General features: G+C 64.7%; 15 protein-coding genes and 1 pseudogene. 6 read left to right on the top strand and 10 right to left on the bottom strand.

Going from position 1 to position 19,905, the window contains the following annotated elements; all coding sequences use genetic code 11:
• Nucleotides 1-8 precede the first annotated feature (8 nt).
• Complete coding sequence (rpsB, locus tag LZ519_RS02575; protein WP_249867171.1) at nucleotides 9-764, bottom strand: 30S ribosomal protein S2; 756 nt, start codon at nucleotides 762-764, stop codon at nucleotides 9-11.
• A 239-nt stretch (nucleotides 765-1,003) separates the two neighbouring features.
• Between rpsB and LZ519_RS02570 the strand changes: the two genes are divergently transcribed.
• On the top strand, nucleotides 1,004-1,159 hold the full coding sequence (locus LZ519_RS02570) for a hypothetical protein (RefSeq protein WP_249867170.1): 156 nt from the start codon (nucleotides 1,004-1,006) through the stop codon (nucleotides 1,157-1,159).
• On the opposite strand, the gene LZ519_RS02565 is transcribed toward LZ519_RS02570, so the two are convergent.
• Both LZ519_RS02565 and LZ519_RS02560 read right to left on the bottom strand, forming a co-directional pair.
• Entirely contained in the window at nucleotides 1,110-1,910 is an 801-nt protein-coding gene (locus LZ519_RS02565) for a CDP-alcohol phosphatidyltransferase family protein (RefSeq protein ID WP_249867169.1), read from the bottom strand. The genes LZ519_RS02570 and LZ519_RS02565 overlap by 50 nt on opposite strands.
• Nucleotides 1,907-2,647 carry a phosphatidylserine decarboxylase gene (locus tag LZ519_RS02560; RefSeq protein ID WP_249867168.1) on the bottom strand — a complete coding sequence of 247 codons (741 nt, stop codon included), beginning with the start codon at nucleotides 2,645-2,647 and terminating at the stop codon, nucleotides 1,907-1,909. Before LZ519_RS02560 ends, LZ519_RS02565 begins: the two co-directional genes overlap by 4 nt.
• Nucleotides 2,648-2,753: 106 nt before the next feature.
• Here LZ519_RS02560 and LZ519_RS02555 point away from each other — a divergent pair, with 106 nt between their 5' ends.
• Nucleotides 2,754-3,983 carry an NADP-dependent isocitrate dehydrogenase gene (locus LZ519_RS02555; protein ID WP_249867167.1) on the top strand — a complete coding sequence of 410 codons (1,230 nt, stop codon included), beginning with the start codon at nucleotides 2,754-2,756 and terminating at the stop codon, nucleotides 3,981-3,983.
• Here LZ519_RS02555 and LZ519_RS02550 read toward each other — a convergent pair.
• Nucleotides 3,955-5,190 carry an FAD-dependent oxidoreductase gene (locus tag LZ519_RS02550; RefSeq protein ID WP_249867166.1) on the bottom strand — a complete coding sequence of 412 codons (1,236 nt, stop codon included), beginning with the start codon at nucleotides 5,188-5,190 and terminating at the stop codon, nucleotides 3,955-3,957. The two genes, LZ519_RS02555 and LZ519_RS02550, sit on opposite strands and share 29 nt — an antisense overlap.
• 107 nt (nucleotides 5,191-5,297) lie before the next feature.
• On the opposite strand from LZ519_RS02550, the gene LZ519_RS02545 reads away from it, so the two are divergent.
• Entirely contained in the window at nucleotides 5,298-7,070 is a 1,773-nt protein-coding gene (locus tag LZ519_RS02545; RefSeq protein ID WP_249867165.1) for a cation:proton antiporter domain-containing protein, read from the top strand.
• On the opposite strand, the gene alaS is transcribed toward LZ519_RS02545, so the two are convergent.
• On the bottom strand, nucleotides 7,067-9,709 hold the full coding sequence (gene alaS / locus LZ519_RS02540) for an alanine--tRNA ligase (RefSeq protein WP_249868839.1): 2,643 nt from the start codon (nucleotides 9,707-9,709) through the stop codon (nucleotides 7,067-7,069). The genes LZ519_RS02545 and alaS overlap by 4 nt on opposite strands.
• 58 nt (nucleotides 9,710-9,767) lie before the next feature.
• Here alaS and mtgA point away from each other — a divergent pair.
• Nucleotides 9,768-10,502, top strand: a pseudogene (gene mtgA, locus LZ519_RS02535) (monofunctional biosynthetic peptidoglycan transglycosylase); the annotation flags it as partial.
• A gap of 338 nt (nucleotides 10,503-10,840) precedes the next feature.
• Entirely contained in the window at nucleotides 10,841-11,464 is a 624-nt protein-coding gene (locus LZ519_RS02530; RefSeq protein ID WP_249867164.1) for a hemerythrin domain-containing protein, read from the top strand.
• A 9-nt stretch (nucleotides 11,465-11,473) separates the two neighbouring features.
• Here LZ519_RS02530 and dnaE read toward each other — a convergent pair whose 3' ends face one another.
• The 5 genes from dnaE to proS form a co-directional block, all read right to left on the bottom strand.
• On the bottom strand, nucleotides 11,474-14,905 hold the full coding sequence (dnaE, locus tag LZ519_RS02525; RefSeq protein WP_249867163.1) for a DNA polymerase III subunit alpha: 3,432 nt from the start codon (nucleotides 14,903-14,905) through the stop codon (nucleotides 11,474-11,476).
• Nucleotides 14,906-14,967: 62 nt separating this feature from the next.
• Nucleotides 14,968-15,900 (bottom strand): lysozyme inhibitor LprI family protein, encoded by a 933-nt coding sequence (locus tag LZ519_RS02520; protein ID WP_249867162.1) that lies wholly within the window; start codon nucleotides 15,898-15,900, stop codon nucleotides 14,968-14,970.
• Nucleotide 15,901: 1 nt separating this feature from the next.
• On the bottom strand, nucleotides 15,902-16,576 hold the full coding sequence (locus LZ519_RS02515; RefSeq protein WP_249867161.1) for an ABC transporter ATP-binding protein: 675 nt from the start codon (nucleotides 16,574-16,576) through the stop codon (nucleotides 15,902-15,904).
• Entirely contained in the window at nucleotides 16,569-17,819 is a 1,251-nt protein-coding gene (locus tag LZ519_RS02510) for a lipoprotein-releasing ABC transporter permease subunit (RefSeq protein WP_249867160.1), read from the bottom strand. Before LZ519_RS02510 ends, LZ519_RS02515 begins: the two co-directional genes overlap by 8 nt.
• Nucleotides 17,816-19,138 carry a proline--tRNA ligase gene (gene proS, locus LZ519_RS02505; RefSeq protein ID WP_249867159.1) on the bottom strand — a complete coding sequence of 441 codons (1,323 nt, stop codon included), beginning with the start codon at nucleotides 19,136-19,138 and terminating at the stop codon, nucleotides 17,816-17,818. Before proS ends, LZ519_RS02510 begins: the two co-directional genes overlap by 4 nt.
• Nucleotides 19,139-19,513: 375 nt before the next feature.
• Here proS and LZ519_RS02500 point away from each other — a divergent pair, with 375 nt between their 5' ends.
• Nucleotides 19,514-19,900 carry a PepSY domain-containing protein gene (locus LZ519_RS02500; RefSeq protein ID WP_249867158.1) on the top strand — a complete coding sequence of 129 codons (387 nt, stop codon included), beginning with the start codon at nucleotides 19,514-19,516 and terminating at the stop codon, nucleotides 19,898-19,900.
• Nucleotides 19,901-19,905: the final 5 nt, after the last annotated feature.

Genomic DNA, 19,905 nt, shown 5'->3' with positions numbered 1-19,905 from the left:
ATCAAATTTTAGGCCTCGAGAGCCGCCTCGGCGGGAGGCTCGGCCATTTCGCCGATATCCTGGCCCTTGGCCTGGGCGTCTCCGGTACGGCCGGCAGCGACCGCTCCGGCGATCGCGTCGGCGTAGAGGCGGATGGCGCGGCTGGCGTCGTCATTGCCAGGAACCGGGAAAGCGATTCCGCTCGGATCGCTGTTCGAATCGAGGATCGCGACGACCGGGATTCCAAGGACGTTGGCTTCCTTGACCGCGAGCTCTTCCTTGTTCGTGTCGATCACGAACATGACGTCCGGAAGTCCGCCCATGTCGCGGATCCCGCCAAGGCTCTTCTCGAGCTTGTCGCGCTCGCGGGTCAGCTGGAGAACTTCCTTCTTGGTGAGACCGGCGGTGTCGCCCGACAGCTGCTCCTCGAGGCTCTTGAAGCGCTTGATGGAGTTCGAGATCGTCTTCCAGTTGGTGAGCATTCCGCCGAGCCAACGGTGGTTGACGTAATGCTGTCCCGAGGATCTCGCGGCTTCGGCCACGGGGTCCTGCGCCTGGCGCTTGGTGCCGACGAACAACACCTTGCCGCCGCGGGCGACCGTCTGCTGGACGAAATCGAGAGCGCGCGCGAACAAAGGCACGGTCTGCGACAGATCGATGATGTGGACGCCGTTGCGGTCGCCGAAAATGTACGGCTTCATCCGCGGGTTCCAACGGTGGGTCTGGTGGCCGAAGTGCGCTCCAGCCTCGAGCAATTGCTGCATTGTGACGACATTGGCCGCCATAGGTCTTCTCCTTCCGGTTTTGCCTCGGCGAAGCCAGTCACCGACCTTGCGGTCAGCACCGGTATGTCAGCTCCGCCTGTGGGATGGCCGCGCCACTAGCCGAACAGCGGCGCATATTCAACCACTTGCAGATGGCGACGATCGCGCGCTTGACAAGCGAGAACAAAGCGGGAACATTGGTCCGTCCCAGCAGCGCTGCAGTGCGACCGGCGCAACGGATTTACATAGGAGCACTGACGATGCTTGGACCGATTTTCAACCTGCTTTTTCTTGGCTGCTTCTGGGTTGCCGGAAGCCTCGCCCTTCGCGAGCTCTACGACAACCGCGGGGCGATCATCGCCGCTCTCAGCGGTCGCGGCGGGGTGAAGCGGCCGCCGCGCTGCGCCGGCGTTTGACCCGCGAGTAGCTGGCGACGCTGAATGGAAGGACCGCGAGGTAGACGAGCGAAATCGCAAGCAAGGTGATCCACGGGTTCGTTACCAGCGCCGCTCCGAGAAGTGCGATGCCGGCGAGCGCGAACAGGCGCCACCCGCTTCGAATCCGGATGCTCGACCAGCTGTAGGTCGGAACGCTCGAAATCAGCAGCAGCGCGACGAGCAAGACCCACGGCATGACGACGTACCAGGCCCGGAACCACTCGCTACCGGTCACCAGCCACAGGAACACAGGGACGAAGGCGAGGCCGGCGCCGGCAGGCGCTGGAACGCCGGTGTTGAAGCCCGCGGACTTGTGGGGCTGGTCGGCCGAATCGATCCGCGCGTTGAAGCGTGCGAGCCTGAGGGCGCAACTGACGGCGAGAGCGAGGGCCGCGATCCAGCCGAAGCTGGGCGCTGTCTGGAGCGACCAGAGGAAGAGGATCAAGGCCGGCGCCGTGCCAAAGGCGACATTGTCGCTCAACGAGTCCAGTTCGGCGCCGAACCTGCTCTCTGCTCGAAGAAGGCGCGCGATTCTGCCGTCCATTCCGTCGAGCACGCCGGCGCCGATCACGCATGCAAGGGCAAGCTGCCAGTCGCGATCGTTGCCGTAAGCGGCCGATATGGCGAAGCTTACTCCAGTCAGCCCGAAGCACAGAGCAAGCGCGGTCACCGCGTTCGGCACCAGGGCCCTGAACGGTATTCCAGCCTTGGCTGGCGGGACTTTGCTCACTGGCTCCGCCCGGCGACCGGCGAATCGACGCCCAGCTCGGCGATCAGGGTCTCGCCGGCAATCGCCCTCTGCCCAAGCAGGACCCGAGCCCCTGTTCCGGCAGGAAGGTAGACGTCGACCCGACTTCCGAAGCGGATCATCCCGATCCGCTGGCCGGCCTCGACCACGTCGCCCTGCTGGACGAAGGTGAGGATGCGGCGTGCGACGAGCCCGGCAATCTGCGTGACTCCGAGAAGCACGCCATCGTCACTCTCGATCAGGAAATGCTGCCGCTCATTTTCTTCGCTTGCCTTGTCGAGGTCGGCGTTGAGGAACTTGCCAGGGACATAGGCCATCTTGCGCACCCGCCCGGCGATGGGCGAACGATTGATGTGAACGTCGAACACGCTCATGAAAATCGATACCCGAGTCATCTCGGGGTCCGTCAGCCCGTCCGGGCCGGCGAGCTCGCGCGGCGGCGGAACCTTGGCGATCATCGTCACCAGGCCGTCGGCGGGAGCGATTACCAGGTTGGCTCCCTGTGGGGTGGTGCGGATCGGGTCGCGGAAGAAGGCGGCGATCCAGATCGTCAGCCCGACCAGGAGCCAGCCGAGGAAATGGCTGATCCCGCCATAGACGACGAAAGTCGCGACCACGGCAATCAGCAGGAACTTGCGTCCTTCCGGGTGGACGGACGGGAATCGCCACTTGGTGTTGGTGGTGGCGAGCGGGCTGTCGGGCTTTTCGAGCTCTGGCATCGGCGAACCCTTAGAGTGAGCATTCGCCATTCACAATTGGCGGCGGTTGCGTTCGTTCCGGCGCTTCGCCTATGCGCCCCGGCAATCCCAATACGGCAGGACGGACATGGCCAAGATCAAGGTGAAGAACCCGGTCGTCGAGCTCGACGGCGACGAGATGACCCGAATCATCTGGCAATGGATCCGCGAGCGGCTGATCCAGCCCTACCTCGACATCGACCTGCTCTATTACGACCTCTCGATCCAGAAGCGCGACGAGACCGAAGACCGCATCACCGTCGAGGCCGCCGAGGCGATCAAGAAGCACGGCGTGGGCGTCAAATGCGCGACGATCACCCCGGACGAAGCGCGGGTGAAGGAATTCGGCCTCAAGAAGATGTGGAAGTCGCCCAACGGGACGATCCGCAACATCCTTGGCGGGGTCGTCTTCCGCGAGCCGATCGTCATGTCGAACGTGCCTCGGTTGATCCCCGGCTGGACGGACCCCATCGTCGTCGGCCGCCACGCCTTCGGAGACCAGTACAAGGCGACGGACTTCCGGGTGCCTGGGCCCGGCAAGCTGACCATCAAGTGGACGGGCAACGACGGCGACGAGCTGGAGTTCGAGGTGTTCGACTTCCCCTCCTCGGGGGTCGCGATGGGCATGTACAACCTCGATGAGAGCATTCGCGATTTCGCCCACGCCTGCCTCAACTACGGACTCAACCGCGGCTGGCCGGTCTATCTGTCGACTAAGAACACCATCCTCAAGGCTTATGACGGGCGGTTCAAGGACATCTTCGAGGAGATTTACAGCAGCGAATACAAGGCGAAGTTCGAGAAAGCTGGTATCGAATATCAGCATCGCCTGATCGACGACATGGTCGCCTCGGCTCTCAAGTGGAGTGGCAAGTTCGTCTGGGCCTGCAAGAATTACGACGGCGACGTGCAATCGGACCAGGTCGCCCAGGGGTTCGGCTCGCTGGGGCTGATGACGTCGGTGCTGATGACCCCCGACGGCAAGACGGTGGAGGCGGAAGCCGCGCATGGCACCGTCACGCGCCACTATCGGATGCACGAGCAGGGCAAGGCGACCTCGACCAACCCCATCGCGTCGATCTTCGCCTGGACGGGCGGGCTTAAGTACCGAGGCAAGTTCGACGAGACTCCGGACGTTGTTCGCTTCGCCGAAACCTTGGAGAGGGTCTGCGTCGAGACGGTGGAAAACGGCCATATGACCAAGGACCTGGCGATCTTGGTCGGGCCGGAACAGCCCTGGATGACGACCGAACAGTTCTTCGAGGCGATCGTCCACAATCTCGAGGCCGCTATGGCCGCGGAGGCGCAGCTTTCCTGAGCCGCGCATCGGGGGAGCGAATGTGCTCCCTTCGTATGCCGAGACCTATCAGCCGCGCGGGAATCCTCGCGAGGATTGGAAATCGATCGAGCAGCCCAAGCGCGAACGGCACCTTGTCGAGAACCGCCTTGCGCATGACCAAGGGGGTGAGAATGCGGTCGTGGACAGCCTTCTGACCAACCTGGATCACGCGCGTCGGGAACATGCGCCGCTGCTGCACCTTCTTCAGTAAAGGGTCGACATCCTCATGGCCGGCTAGCGACGCAGCGAGGATATTTGCCGCAGCGACTGCGTCCTGGATCGCGAGATTGATCCCTACCCCGCCGACCGGCGACATTGCGTGAGCCGCGTCGCCGATCGCGAGGAGCCCCGGCCTCCACCAGCGGGTCAGCCTGTCGAGTGTCACCGACAGCAGTTTCACCTGGTCCCAGTCCAGCAGGCTGTCCACTACCGGCGCGAGCTCAGGGACTGCGCGGGAAAGGTCTCTGCGGAAGGCCGGGAGCCCCTTGGCCCGGACATCGTCGACGGCGCCCTTCGCCACTACGTAGGCGCATTGCCAGTAATCGCCGCGGTCGAGCTGGACGACGAAGGTCCCCGATCCGAACGTGCCACCGGTCCGGTTCACGGCAGTCGGCTCCTTGGGCAGCCGGAACCAAAGCACGTCGATCGGCGCACCGAGATCGACGCGAGGAAGCTGCGCCTTGTCACGAAGGACTGACGAGCGGCCATCGGCGGCGATCGTCAACCTGGCGCGCATTTCCTCTCCGTTTGCCAGGCGAACGCCGCCTACCCGACCATCGTCGATGATGAGGTCGACAGCCTGTGCCTCCATGCGCAACTCGAAGGTCAGATAGAGCCGCGCCTCGTCCGCCAGGAAGTCCAGGAAGTGCCATTGCGGCATCAGGGCGACGAAGCGGCTCTCCACTGGCAAGTGAGTAAGGTCCGCGATGACGATCTGCCGATCAGCGACACGCGCCGTCAGCTGGCGGATCTCGTCGTGAGGCCGCTTCAGGAACTCCTCGAGCAACCCAAGCTCGCGGAGGAGCTCAAGGGTGGACGGGTGGACCGTGTCGCCGCGAAAGTCGCGCAGGAAGTCCTCGTGCTTTTCCAGCACTTTGACCCTGCAGCCGGCACGCGCGAACAGGAGGCCCGCCATCATTCCCGCAGGACCGCCCCCGGCAATGACGAGATCCAGGTCCGACGCCATGACGTCAGGACTAGCCACATCGTTGCGCGCACGAAAGCGCGGTGCGAAGAAAGAAAAATCCGCTTCCGCCTTTCCCGCCATTCACGAAATCTGCACAACGGCTGCTGATGGACAGCGAATTCAGCACTTCCGGCTTTAGCGACGCGCTCGTCATCCTTGGCGCGGCCGGGCTGGTGATCCCTGCCTTCGCACGCCTTCGGATAAGCCCGATCATCGGGTTCATTCTCATCGGCGTCCTGGTCGGGCCTGCCGGCCTGGGCTCCATGAGCGCCGCCTATCCCTGGCTGAACTACATAACGATCTCGGACGCCCACCGGATCGAGCCGTTTGCCGAGCTGGGCATTGTCCTATTGCTGTTCTCCATCGGCCTCGAGCTTTCGCTGCGGCGCTTGTGGTCGATGCGCCGCCTGGTCTTCGGCGTCGGCGCTGCCGAGTTGATCGGGTGCGCGCTCATCATCGGCATTGGGTTGCGGATGATGGGCCAGGGCATTCCGGGATCGATCGGCCTCGGTCTCGCGCTCGCCTTGTCGTCGACCGCGATCGTGCTTCCGCTGGTCGGAACGCAAAGCGCCGTCGGGCGGGCTTCGCTTGGCATGCTGCTGTTCGAGGACGTCGCGCTGGTGCCGATCGTTTTCGCGCTGGGCGCCATGTCCCCCAGCGCGACCGCGGGCGTCGGCCCACTCCTCGGAACGTTGGTTCTGGGCGGCGCAGTCGCTGTCGGGATGCTGTTTGGCGGCCGTTTGCTCCTCCCGGTGCTTTTCGCCCAGGCGGCACGCACCAAGAACCCCGAAATATTCCTCGCCGCCTGCCTGCTGGTGGTGATCGTAGCCAGCATGGTTACCTCGGCGATCGGCTTCTCGGCCGTGCTCGGCGCACTCATCGCCGGAATCGTGATCGCCGAAACAGAATATCGCGGCGAGGTAGAGGTCATCACCGCGCCGTTCCGCGGGTTGGGCCTGGGCATCTTCCTGATTACGGTCGGGATGAGCGTGAATCTGCGCCAACTGGTGGCGAACTGGGAGTCCGTCCTCGCGGCGCTCTTTGCCGTCCTTGCAGTGAAGGCGGTGATCACCGCCGCCCTGCTTCGGCTAAACGGCAGCCGCACCGGCGTCGCGGCGGAAACCGGGCTTCTGATGGCTTCGCCGTCCGAAACCACGCTGATCGTGCTCGGCTCGGCCACGGCGGCCCAACTGATCCAGCCTGAGACCGCCGCATTCTGGCAGATCGTCACGGCTCTCGGCCTGACCGTCACACCGCTCCTCGGCAAGCTGGGACGCCTCGCCGGGCGGCGGATCGATCAGAGGAGCGACACCGAGCTCGGCGAGGCGTTGCGCCAGGGCGGTGCCGGAAAGGTGGTGATCGTCGGCTTCGGTCGCGTCGGGCGGATCGTCGCCGACATGCTCGCGCGTCATGATCGCGACTATGTGGCGGTCGATTCAGATGCCGACTCCGTACGCATCGGGCGAAGCCAGGGGCTTCCGGTGCTGTTCGGTGACGTCGCGCGCGGCGTCCTGTTCGAACGGCTGAAGGTCGGACAGCCGAGCGCGGTTGTCCTGACGATGGACGATCCGGTGCTGGTAAACCGGCTGACGAAGCGCCTGCGAGCCGCCTTCCCGGACATCCCGATCATCGCCCGGGCCCGCGACACCGCCCAGGCTGCCACGCTCTACAAGTCAGGCGCGAGCCAGGCGGTGCCGGAAGCCCTGGAGGCATCGCTGCTGATCGCCGAGACGGTCCTCGTCGACCTGGGGGTGCCCATGGGGCCGGTCATCGCCAGCATCCACGAGAAGCGCGACGAGCTGCGCGGGCAGATCAAGGAAGAGGCGAACCTTGAGGAGAAGCCGCGGCTTGGAAGCCGGCGGCTAAGGGACGCGACCTAGGCTGCCACCTTCTCCAGCGCGTCCCTGACCGCCTGCAGGGCGTCGTTGGCCTTGGCGCCGTCGGGTCCGCCGCCCTGGGCCATGTCCGGACGGCCGCCACCACCCTCCCCGCCGAGAGCCGCGACTGCGCACTTGACTAGCTCGACGGCGTTGAATTGCCCCGTCAGGTCGTCGGTCACTCCGACAGCTACGCTCGCCCGCCCCTCGTTCACGGCCACAAGGGCCGCGATGCCGGTGCCGAGCCGTTGCTTCATCCCGTCAACGGTCGACCGCAAGTCCTTGGGATTCAAACCTTGCGCAACCTGGGCGAGGAAGGCGTGGCCGTTGACCTGCTCGGGCGCCGGACCGTCGTCCTTCGAGCCGCCGCCGGTGGCGAGCGCCTTCTTGGCTTCGGCTAGCTCGCGCTCGAGACGCTTGCGGTCGTCGACCAGCGCGGCAATCCGCGCCGGCACTTCCTCCGGCGAGCTCTTCAGCGCGGCAGCCGCCTCGCGAAGCTTGGCCTCGCGGTCAGTCAGCCATTGGCGGGCGGCCTCTCCGGTGAGCGCCTCTATTCGGCGGATTCCCGAGGAGACCGCGCTTTCCGAGACGATCTTGAGGAGCTGGATGTCCCCGGTTGCGCGAACGTGGGTGCCGCCGCACAGCTCGACCGAATAATCGTCGGCGCCCATCGACAGAACTCGAACTTCATCGCCGTATTTCTCGCCGAACAAGGCCATCGCTCCCGCCCCGATCGCCTCATCGGGGGTCATCAGCCGAGTCGTGACCGGCTCGTTGCCGCGGATCTGGGCGTTCACGTCCGCTTCCACCGCCTCGATCTCGTCGCGGGTCATCGCCTTGGGGTGGGAGAAGTCGAAGCGGAAATAGTCAGGCGCAACCAGGCTGCCCCTCTGGGTGACGTGCGTGCCGAGGCGATGGCGGAGGGCCGCGTGAAGCAAGTGAGTCGCGCTATGGTTCGCGCGCACGCGGTCGCGGCGTTCCGAATCGACCTTCTGCTGGACAGTTTCGCCGAGCGTCAGCTCGCCTGCAACGACCTTGGTCTTTAGAACATGCAGCTTGCCCAGAGGTTTAGAGGTATCCTCAACTTCGCCGCTAAAGCCCTTGAGTGTGGTCAGTTTTCCGCTGTCACCGACCTGTCCACCGCTTTCGCCGTAGAAAGGCGTCTGGTTGACGAGGATTTGCACGGTGTCGCCAACTTCCGCCGTCTCGACGCGCTTTCCGTCCTTGACGATGGCCAGCACCACGCCCTCGCCCTCGTCGCCCGAATAGCCGGTGAACTCGGTACTCCCGAATTCCTCGGCCAGATCGAACCACAGGTCATCCGAAGCTTTCTCGCCCGACCCCCTCCATGCGGCGCGCGCAGCGGCCTTCTGCCGGGCCATGGCCGAATCGAACCCTTCGTGGTCGACCTTGAGGCCCTTCTCGATCAGCGCCTGCTCGGTGAGGTCGAGTGGGAAGCCATAGGTGTCGTAGAGCTTGAACGCGGTCTCTCCGGCCAGCGTGCCGCCCTCGCCGAGCCCGGTTGTCGCCTCATCCAGCAGCTTGAGCCCGGTCACCAGGGTCTGGCGGAAGCGGGTCTCCTCCTGCTGCAGCGTCGCCTCGATCAGCGGCTGGGCGCGGACCAGCTCGGGATAAGCGGCGCCCATTTCCGCCACCAGCGCCGGCACCAGGCGGTGCATCAAAGGTTCGCTGGCGCCCAGAAGGTGCGCGTGACGCATCGCCCGGCGCATGATGCGGCGAAGGACGTAACCCCTGCCCTCGTTCGCCGGCAGCACCCCGTCGGCGACAAGGAAGCCCGAGGTGCGCAGGTGATCGGCGATGATCCGGTGGCTCGCGGCCTTCTCGCTGGAATTGTTGGACGTCAGCGACTCCGAAGCCTCGATCAGCGCCCGGAAGACGTCCGTCTCGTAATTGTCGTGCACGCCCTGGAGCACAGCGGCGATGCGCTCGAGGCCCATGCCGGTGTCGATGCTCTTGCTCGGAAGCTCGGAGACGATCTCACCGGCGGTCTGCTCGTACTGCATGAACACCAGGTTCCAGATCTCTACGAACCGGTCGCCGTCCTCGTCTGGGCTCCCAGGAGGGCCACCGGGCAGGTGTTCGCCATGGTCGTAGAATATCTCGGAACAGGGACCGCACGGACCGTCGTCGCCCATCGCCCAGAAATTGTCCTTGGTCGGGATGCGGATGATCCGGCTCTCCGGAAGGCCGCTGATCTTCTTCCAAAGATCGAAGGCTTCGTCGTCGGTGTGGTAGACGGTCGCGGTCAGCCGGTCGGGGCTGAGGCCCCATTCCTTGGTGATCAGGTTCCACGCCAGCTCGATCGCGCGGTCCTTGAAATAATCGCCGAACGAGAAGTTGCCGAGCATTTCGAAGAAGGTGTGATGCCGTGCGGTGTAGCCGACATTGTCGAGATCGTTGTGCTTCCCGCCGGCCCGGACGCACTTCTGCGAACTCGTCGCCTGGCTATACGGGCGGGTTTCAAGGCCGGTGAAGACGTTTTTGAACGGCACCATCCCTGCGTTGACGAACATCAAGGTCGGGTCGTTGTGCGGCACCAGCGGCGCCGACGGCACCCGCGTGTGACCGTTCTTCTCGAAGAACTCGAGGAAGGAGCGGCGGATGTCGTTGGTCGAGGTCATTGCCCACGGCATGTAAATGCGCTGCTGCACTGCGGCAAGGAGCGCGCTAAGCAGCGGCATGGCGAAACGATCGAAGCCCGCTATTCCGACCTACAAGCGCCGGCGCAAGAGCAGCCGCGGACCCATCGCGCGCGCGCTCGGCTGGATCGTGAAGCTCGTGCTGGCCTTCCTTGTGATCTCGGTCCTTTGGGTGCTCGCCTACCGCTTCATCAATCCGCCAATCACCGTGACGATGATCGGCGACATGCTCGCAGGCCGTGGGGCGACGCGCGACTGGATGCCGATCACCCAGATCGACCGCGACATGGTTCGCGCCGCGATCGCTGCCGAAGACAGCAAGTTCTGTACGCACAACGGCTTCGACATGGAAGCGATCGAGGACGCTATGAAACGCAACGCCTCGGGCGGGCGTATTCGCGGCGGGTCCACGATCAGCCAGCAGACGGCGAAGAACGCGTTCCTGTGGCAGGGCGGCGGCTATGCCCGCAAAGGCGTGGAAGCCTGGTTCACCTTCCTAATGGAGCATATGTATTCGAAGCGCCGGATCATGGAGCTGTATCTCAACCTCGCGGAGACGGGGATCGGCACCTACGGAGTCAACGCCGGATCGCAGCGTTATTTCGGCCATGACTCGAGCGGGATGAGCGCGACCGAGGCGGCTCGAATCGCCGCAATCCTGCCTCTGCCCAAGAAACGCGGCGCGATTGCCCCCAAGGGCTTCACCCGGCGCTACGGCAACACGATTGCAGCGAGGATCGGCGTCGTCGGCCGCGACGGTCTCGACGCCTGCGTCTACAAGGGTGCGACCGCGCCGCCGGCCAAGGCGCCGCCCAAGGTCACAACGAAGCCGCGGCCGCTGCCCGGCGAGGAATATGAGACGGCAAAGCCACTGCCGCCGCTCGACAATGTCGTCCAGCAGCTCCCGCCCGGCGAGCCCCTGGTGGTCAACGAACCCGCGCCCGGGCAACCGGAGCCGGTGAACACCACCCAGCCGGTGCCGACGGAACAGCCGCAGGTGCCGTCCAACAGCTTCTGATTGCGCGCCGAACGGTTGCCTTACAGCGCCTCGTCACAGGAACGCGCACCCTCCCCTGACCGTTGAAACGGCGACCAGGACAAGGAGGATTTTCAATGGCTACGCGTACCCGGAGCCGAAGCTCCAACCACAGCTCAAAGGGCAACAGCCATAGGGAATCGAGCGCATTTTCGTGGGGCGAAAGTGCCGGCCCGCTGATCGGCGCAGCAGTCGCCGGAGCAGCGCTCGGCTTTGCGGCCAATTTCGGACGCAAGTTCCTGACCCAGGCAGTTTCCGGAGTGAGTGGCGACTGGGACGAGGTTCTGTCCACCGAGCACGACCTGACCGAAGCGATCTTCGACAAGATGCTCGCCACCGATTCCAGCCAGACCTGGAAGCGCTCGATGCTTCTCATGCAGCTCACCCACGCGCTCGACAATCATGCGCACGAGGAGGAGACGATCGTCTATCCGGCGCTTCGCGAGGCGAACGAGAACGTCAGCGCCGACGAGCTCAACAAGGAGCACGGTTACATCAAGACCTTCCTCTATGAGCTAGGCCAGATGGATTCGGACGATCCGTCATGGCTGGAGAAGGTCCGCGAGTTCCGCGATCTCGTCGTCGAGCATGCGCGGATGGAAGAGAACGAAGTGTTCCCGCGTTTCAAGCAGGCGATGAACGAGGAGCAGAACGCGAAGATCACCGCGCTCGTTAACAAGGACGGCTTCTGGATGTCGTAACGCGTCGGACTATCCGACGAGTGCGAGCTTCGGCGGTTCCTGGACGGACAGGTCGACATTGCCCTCGCCGGCGATCCGCTGGATCCGTTCTGCAACCTCCGCGTCGAGAGTGAAGTCGCGGCCCGCGAGGATGGTCGCTTCGCCTTCCCCGCCGAGTGCCACGTGCAGACGCACGGTGCCATTGCCGCCCCGGCATGACGCAAGCTCCCGGGCAACGGCCTCCACCTGGTCCGGGCGGACGCTGATCAGCAGTTGCAGGCGCGTCCGCTTGGCAAGCGAGTCGAGCGGCTGGACGCGCTTAACCGCCGCCCTAGGGGTCTCGTCACCGGACCGGCGGTCGAGCTCGACGGTCAGCAGCGCACAGGCGCCCTTCTCCGCGGCTTTTTGGAGCGCCTCGATGGGCTCATCGTCGAATGCTGTGGCCTGGAACTGACCAGACGGATCGCTCAGCATCACGGTGAGGAACCGCCGGCCCTTTGCTGAAGTCCTCCACCGAGCGTCCTCGACCAGAGCCGCCATGCTCACCGTGACTCGCTCGCCTTCCGCGATCCGGATGTCGCCAAGGTCCTCGAACCTCTTCACCTTGTGAGCAGCGAGCAAATGCTCGTGGGTCTGCACCGGGTGGCCGGAGAAATAGAAGCCGAACGATTCCCGCTCCGCCGCCATTCGCTGCGCCAGGCTCCATTCGACTGAAGGCAGCCGGATCGGCGGAACCGTCGAGTCGCCCGATTGGAAAAGCCCATGCTGCCCGCTTTCGCGCTGATCCGCTGCACTTGCCGCGTGCGCGAGGATGGTTTCCGCAGCCGCAAAGACCGAGGCCCTGTTCGGCTCAAGCGCATCGAACGCACCGCCGCCGGCGAGGCTCTCGATCTGCTTTCGGTTCAGGAGGCGCGGCTCGATCCGCTCGGCAAAGTTTTCGAGCGACTTGAACGCGCCCTTTGCGACGCGATCCGCGACGACCGAGTCCATCGCCTTTTCCCCGACGCCCTTGAGCGCCCCTAGCGCGTAGCGGACTGCGCCTTCCTCGACCGTGAAGAAGGCATCGCTCGAGTTCACGCAGGGCGGAAGACACTCTGTCCCCCCACGCCTCATGTCCTCGACGAAAAGCGACAGCTTGTCGGTCTGGGCCATGTCGAAGCTCATCGAGGCCGCGTAGAATTCGGGCCGGTGGTGAGCCTTCAGCCAGGCCGTGTGGTAGGCGACCAGCGCATAAGCCGCCGCGTGACTCTTGTTGAAACCATAGCCGGCGAACTTGTCGATCAAGTCGAACAGTTCGTTGGCCTTGGCGGCCGGGATGCCGTTGTGGGTGGCGCAACCCTCGACGAAGGTGGCGCGCTGAGCATCCATCTCCGACTTGATCTTCTTGCCCATCGCGCGGCGCAAAAGGTCGGCGCTTCCGAGCGAGTAGCCGGCAAGCACCTGGGCCGCCTGCATCACCTGCTCCTGGTAGACGAAGATTCCGTAGGTCTCTTCCAGGATCTCCTTGAGCAAGGGGTGTGGATATTCGATCGGAGTGCGGCCGTTCTTCCGGTCGCCGAACATTCCGATATTGTCCATCGGCCCCGGCCGGTAGAGCGCGACGAGCGCGATGATGTCGCCGAAGGCGGTGGGGCGGACTGCCGAAAGGGTGCGCCGCATGCCCTCCGATTCCAGCTGGAACACGCCGACCGTGTCACCCCGCTGGAGGAGCTCGAAGACCGCAGGATCGTCGAGCCGCAGCTTGGTGAAATCGACCTCGACGCAGCGCTGGGCGAGTAGCCTCTGCCCTTCCTTGAGCACCGACAAAGTCTTGAGGCCGAGGAAGTCGAACTTCACCAGCCCCGCGGCCTCGACATATTTCATGTCGAACTGGGTAACCGGCATGTCGGAGCGCGGGTCGCGGTAGAGCGGGACAAGCTCGTCCAGCGCGCGGTCGCCGATCACCACGCCGGCCGCGTGGGTGGAGGCGTGCCTCGGCAGCCCCTCCAGCTTCATCGCCAGGTCGAACAGCCGCTTGACGTCGGCGTCGCCCTTGTACTCCGCCGCCAGCTCCGAGACTCCGTTTAGCGACCGCTCCAGGGTCCAGGGATCGGTCGGATGGTTGGGGATGAGCTTCGCGAGCCGATCGACCTGTCCGTAGCTCATCTGCAGGACGCGCCCGGTGTCCTTGAGGACCGCCCGCGCCTTCAGCCGGCCGAAGGTGATGATCTGCGCCACCTTGTCACGGCCGTACTTGCCCTGGACGTAGGAGATAACCTTGTCGCGATGGGTTTCGCAGAAGTCGATGTCGAAGTCCGGCATCGAAACGCGTTCCGGGTTGAGGAAGCGCTCGAACAGCAGCTTGAGCTCGATCGGATCGAGATCGGTGATCGTCAGCGACCAGGCGACGACCGAGCCGGCGCCCGATCCGCGGCCCGGCCCGACAGGAATATCGTTGGCCTTCGCCCATTTGATGAAGTCGGCGACGATCAGGAAGTAACCGGCGAAACCCATGTTGATGATGATCTCGAGCTCGTAATCGAGCCGCTCGACATAGGGCCTGCGGTCCTCCTCGCTTCGCCCTTCCAGCCGGATTTCGAGCCCGGCCCTGGCGTCGCGCCGCAGCTGCTCGTCCTCCTGGTCGCTGAGACGCGGCAGGATCGGGCGGCGAGTGGGAGCGCCGATCGCGCAGCGCTGGGCGACGACGGCCGTGTTGGCGATCGCCTCCGGTACGTCGGCGAACAGCTCGCTCATCTCCGGCCCGCTCTTGAGCCAGGCCTCCGGCGAGGAGGAGATGCGGTCGGTGCTCTCGATATACTGGCCGGCGGCGATGCAAAGCATCGCGTCGTGCGCCGCGTGGAAGGTGCGATCGACGTAAGCCGCGGGGTTGGTCGCGACCAAAGGCAGGTCGCGTTCATAAGCGAGCTCGATAAGCGCCTGCTCCGCCGCTTCCTCAACTGCGTCGCCACGGCGGATCAGCTCGATGTACAGCCGGTCCCGGTACAGATCCTGAAGCCGGTCGAGATAGGCATGCGCCTTCGCGCTCTGCCCGTCGGCCAGGAACCTCGCGAGAGCGCCCTCCCCGCCCGCGGTCAGCGCGATCAGCCCGTCGCTGAACTCGGCGAGCAGCGAAAAAGGAATGTGCGGCTCTTCGCTGAGAGGCCGGTCGAGATGCGCGGCCGACACCAGCTTGCAGAGGTTCGAATAGCCCCGCTCGTCCTTGGCGAGGAGAACGATCCAGTCGAGTTCCTTGCCCAGCTCTGGCGGCCGGGCGACGGCGAGGGCCGTTCCGATCACCGGCTGGACGCCCTTTGCGATGCAAGCGTCGGTGAACGGCATCGCCGCATAGAGGCCGTTGCGGTCGGTCAGAGCCACCGCCGGGAATCCGAGCTTTTCCGCCTGGGCGGCGATCGCCTTTGGCTCCATCGCGCCTTCGAGCATCGTGAAGCAGGATAGGACTCGAAGCGGGACGTAGGGGGTCATGGACCCTTTATGGGAGAGGCTTCACCGCAGGGCAAAGCCGCTGCGGCGCCTTTTCCACAGTTTCAGCCGCGCCAGCGGTCGGCGGCTATGTCCCGGATCTCCTGGATCCGGCCACGATAGGTGTTGGCGACGCATTCGTTCGTCGCGCAGCGGTCGCGGTAGGACAGGAAGCGCGTCCGAGTCCGCTCGAGAAGGCGCCGTCGCGAAGCATCCGCCTCGCTGACGGCGGCATTGTACTGGGCGGCCATCTGGCGATCGAGGGCAGCGAGTCCGCTGTCGTTGCACACGGCGATCTCGCCGCGGGTGCGCGCATTGGCGCAGTTGAAGCTGGGGCTGGCCTGCTGGGGAACCGGTTGCGGCTGGCCGGGCGATTGTGAAGCATCGGGCGTCCCGACCGGCTGCTCGTCCGTGACGGCATTGTCCGTCTGCGCCGGCGCAGGTGTTGGCGCAGCGACCCGTGACAGCGTCGCGAGCGGGATCACGATGGCGTCTGCGTTGCCAAGGCGAACCACGTTGCCTGTGCCGTCTGCGGCCGGCTCGATCGTGTAATCGACATCCCCGGACAGCGACCTCCGCCCGCCGGCCACCGCCACTCCCGGCGGCAGGCTCAGCACCGCTGTGCCGCTGCAGCTCACGCTGTGGAGCCGGTCGTCGATCCCACGGGCGACGGGGCCGTTCACTCGAAGGAGGGCGAAATCGGCGAGGCGCGCATAAGCGGCCTCGTCGTCGCCGCGGACCTGCGCGGCGCGGCGGAACAGCTCGCGCTTCATTGCGTCGTAGCTCGCCTGGGCAGCGCACCACTTCTCCATCTCGGGGCCCTTGGCCTCAGATGCGCTGTCCGATTTCTCGCCCCCGCCGCTCCAGCGATTGTCGAGGAGCGTGCTCGCAAGGACGACTCCGGCGAGCACCGCTACCACTAGAGCGATGATCAGCCATTTGTTGAACGGCCGCCGCTGCAGCGCGGCGTCTTCTGCGCCTGGGTCCCTGTCGTCCATCCTATTGCAGCACACCTTCGTGCAAGCGCACGATCCGGTCCATCTTCTTCGCCAGCCGCTCGTTATGAGTGGCGACGAGCGCGGCAGTTCCTTCGCCGCGCACCAGGGACAGGAACTCTCCAAGAACGGTATCGGCCGTCGCCTCGTCGAGATTGCCGGTCGGTTCGTCGGCAAGGACCAGCGGCGGCTGGTTGGCCAACGCTCGGGCGACGGCAACGCGCTGCTGCTCGCCTCCGGACAGCTTGGCCGGTCGATGCTCTAGCCGGTCGGCAAGGCCGAGCTTGCCGAGTAGCGCGTCGGCACGCGTGGCCGCCTCGGCTGGCGTCGCGCCGCGGACGAGCTGCGGCAGGATCACATTTTCGCGGGCGTTGAACTCGGGGAGCAGGTGGTGGAATTGGTACACGAACCCCAAAGCCTCGCGCCGGACTCGGGTGCGGCCCTCGTCATCGAGCTCGGCGGCCTCCTGCCCCTGGAGCCGGATGGAGCCTTCGAAGCCGCCCTCCAGGAGGCCCACCGCCTGGAGCAATGTCGACTTGCCGGACCCTGATGGGCCGAGAAGCGCGACGATCTCACCAGGCATCACGCTGAGGTCGACTCCACGAAGGACATGGATGGTGGCATCCCCCTGAGTGAACGCCCGGCGCAGCCCGCTGGTCTGGAGGATCGGCTCACTCATAGCGGAGCACCTGGACGGGATCGGTGCTCGCCGCCTTCCACGCGGGATAGAGGGTCGCGAGGAAGGACAGGACCAGCGCCGTCACGACGATCGCCGTCACCTCGAACGGGTCGGTCTTCGAGGGAAGGTCCGACAGGAACCGCACCGATGGGTCCCACAGGTTCTGGCCGGTCAGGTACTGGATCGCGTTGAGCATCCCCTGGCGGAAGAATAGGAAGATCGAGCCGAGGATTAGCCCGAGAATGATCCCGAGCGAGCCGATCGTGACGCCGACCGTGACGAATACCTTCATCATCCCCTTACGGCTGGCGCCCATCGTTCGCAGAATGGCAATGTCGCGGGTCTTCGCCCGCACCAGCATGATCAGCGACGACAGGATGTTGAAGACGGCAACAAGGACGATCAGCGACAGGACGACGAACATCGCCACGCGCTCAATTTCGAGAGCGTCGAACAAAGCCGAATTCATCTGCTTCCAGTCGATCAGCGCGCCTTTCCCCTGAACCAGCGGCTGAAGCGGAGCGAGAATGGTGTCAACGCGGTCCGGGTTGGTGGTTTGAAGCTCCACCGTGCTGACCGTATCGCCCATCAGCAAAAGGTTCTGCGCGTCCTGCATCGGCATGATGACGAAGCTGTTGTCGTAATCGTAGATCCCGACCTCGAAGACGGCCGCGACCGTGTACGACACGATCCGCGGGACGGTCCCAACGACGGTCGAGCGCCCTTCCGGGCTGATCAGGCTGATCGTACTTCCCGGATAGGCGCCGAGCGCTTGCGCCAGCCGAGAGCCTATGGCGACGCGGCCGCTGTCCGGGGTTACGAGCCTGAGGTCGCCGGCCTTCACGTTCTTGGAGATGACCGGATTGGTCTGGAAGTCCTCCATCCGCATGCCGCGGACGAGCACGCCCTCGACCCGCCCATTGGCCGAAGCCATCAGCGGCTGCTCGATGAGCGGAGTGGCGGAGGTGACGCCGGGGAGCGACCGTGCCTTGACCGCGATCTGCTGCCAATCCGGAAGCCGCCCTTCATAGCCCTGGACGATCGCGTGGCCGTTGAGGCCGGTGATCTTGTCGAACAGCTCGGCTCGGAAGCCGTTCATCACGCTCATCACGATGATGAGCGCCGCGACTCCAAGCGCGACCGCGACCAGGCTGATCGAGGCGACGAGGAAAATGAAGCCCTCGCCCTTGCCTGGAAGAAGATAGCGTCGAGCGACCATCCGCTCGTAGGAATTGAGGATCACGCGGTGAGCCTCGCCAGTGCGGATTCCATGCTCAACTCTTCCTTTTCACCCGAGGCGCGGTTCTTCAGCTCGACGACCCCGCTCGCGATTCCGCGCGGACCGACCACCAGCTGCCAAGGCAGGCCGATCAGGTCCATGGTCCCGAGCTTCACGCCGCCGCGCTCATCGCGGTCGTCATAGAGCACTTCGATGCCGGCGCCTTTGAGCCTGGAATAGAGTTCGTCCGCAGCGGCGACCGTGGCCTCGTCGTCCTGGCGCATGGTGACCAGGCCGACTTTCCACGGTGCAACCGATTCCGGCCAGATGATTCCCGCATCGTCGTGGCTCGCCTCGATGACTGCTGCGACCAGGCGGGACACGCCGATCCCGTAGCTCCCCATCATGGGGGCAACCATCTGACCGTCCGGACCTGTGACCCGAAGGCCCATCGGTCCCGAATATTTGTCGCCGAAGTAGAAGATGTGGCCGACTTCGATTCCCCGGCCGGTTCGCCTGCGCTCCTCTGAGATATCGGCCCAGCGGTCTTCCTCGTGGGTTTCGTCGGTCGCAGCGTAGGTGGAGGTCACGTCGTCGAACAGATTGTGGAGCCCGACCGGATCGTCATAGCGAAGGTCCGAACGGTTCCAGTCCATCTCCTCGAACGCCGCGTCGTAGAAGACTTCGCTCTCGCCGGTGGGGGCGAGGACGATGAACTCGTGGCTGAGGTCGCCGCCGATCGGGCCAGACGCCGCCTTCATCGGAACGGCGCGAATTCCCATCCGCTGGAAGGTGCGAAGATAGGCAAGCAGCTGCGTGTAATAGCTCAGCCGAGCGCTCGCCTCGTCGAGGTCGAAGCTATAGGCGTCCTTCATCAGGAATTCGCGGCCGCGCATCACTCCGAAGCGGGGTCGTACCTCGTCCCTGAACTTCCACTGTATGTGGTAGAGCGTCCGAGGAAGGTCGCGGTAGCTTTTCGCCTCGTCGCGGAAGATTGCCGTCAGCATCTCCTCGTTGGTCGGGCCGTAGAGCATCTCGCGGTCGTGGCGGTCGCGAATCCGGAGCATCTCGGGGCCGTAGGCGTCGTAGCGTCCGCTCTCGCGCCACAGCTCGGCCGACTGGAGGGTCGGCATCAGCATTTCCTGCGCGCCGGCGCGATCCTGCTCCTCGCGGACGATCTGCTCGATCTTCTTGAGCACCCGGAAGCCGAGCGGGAGCCAGGCGTAGATTCCCGCCGCCGTCTGGCGGACGAGGCCGGCGCGGAGCATCAGCTTGTGGCTGACGATCTGCGCGTCCGACGGGCTTTCCTTCAGGACCGGCAGAAAAGCGCGGGAAAATCGCAACTTCGGTTCCTCGAATGGCTGGTTGGCGCGGCAGCCCTAGGGCGATGCCCCAAGCAACGCAATCCAACGCTCTACGCTGGGATATTGTGTCCAGCGCGACACAGGCGCTGTGGAAAAGTCGTTCGCCACCGCCTTGGCGGGTGACAAGCGGCAACAACGAGGTTTAGCTCCTGCCTGTGCCGGATGCTCCGCCTTAGGGCGATATTCGGGGCCGCTCGATAGCGGCGGAGTAAGTTAAGGGGGCTGACGAGCAATCGTCACGCAGGACGCCCGGATCGCCTCGCGGTCCGGGCGTTTGCTTTTCCGCAGATGGCCTCTTGCGCCAGCCAAGCCGCGCTGCTCTTGTTGCGAGCGATTCGCAAAAGGAAAGCATGAATGCGCAAGTGGCACCGTTGGCTCTCGATCGTCTTTGGCTGCTTCCTGCTCTGGATTTCCGCAACGGGCGTGCTCAGCCAGATCGGCTCGCTGGTGAACAAGGCTTCAGTCGAACAGCAGGCGACGGTTGCCGAAGGGTTCACATGCCCGGAGACAATGGTCTGCCGGCCAAAACCCAAGCCGAAAGCCTGGAACGTCGGGCTACTGCACCACCTTCACTCCGGGGAGACGTTCGGCCCGGTAGGAACCGCCATTTCGATCCTGTCCGGGTTCGCGTTGTTCACCTTCGCCTTCTCCGGCCTCTGGATGTACATCCAGATGTATCGCGGGCGCCTGGTACGCGCGGATGTCGGAAAACGGGTGCGCGGAGGCAAGTTTTTCTGGTGACGCTG

The organism is Sphingomonas anseongensis (assembly GCF_023516495.1).
Lineage (GTDB): Bacteria > Pseudomonadota > Alphaproteobacteria > Sphingomonadales > Sphingomonadaceae > Sphingomicrobium > Sphingomicrobium anseongensis.
Note: the sequence above shows the minus strand (reverse complement) of the source record. Positions and strands in the feature narration are given on the sequence as shown.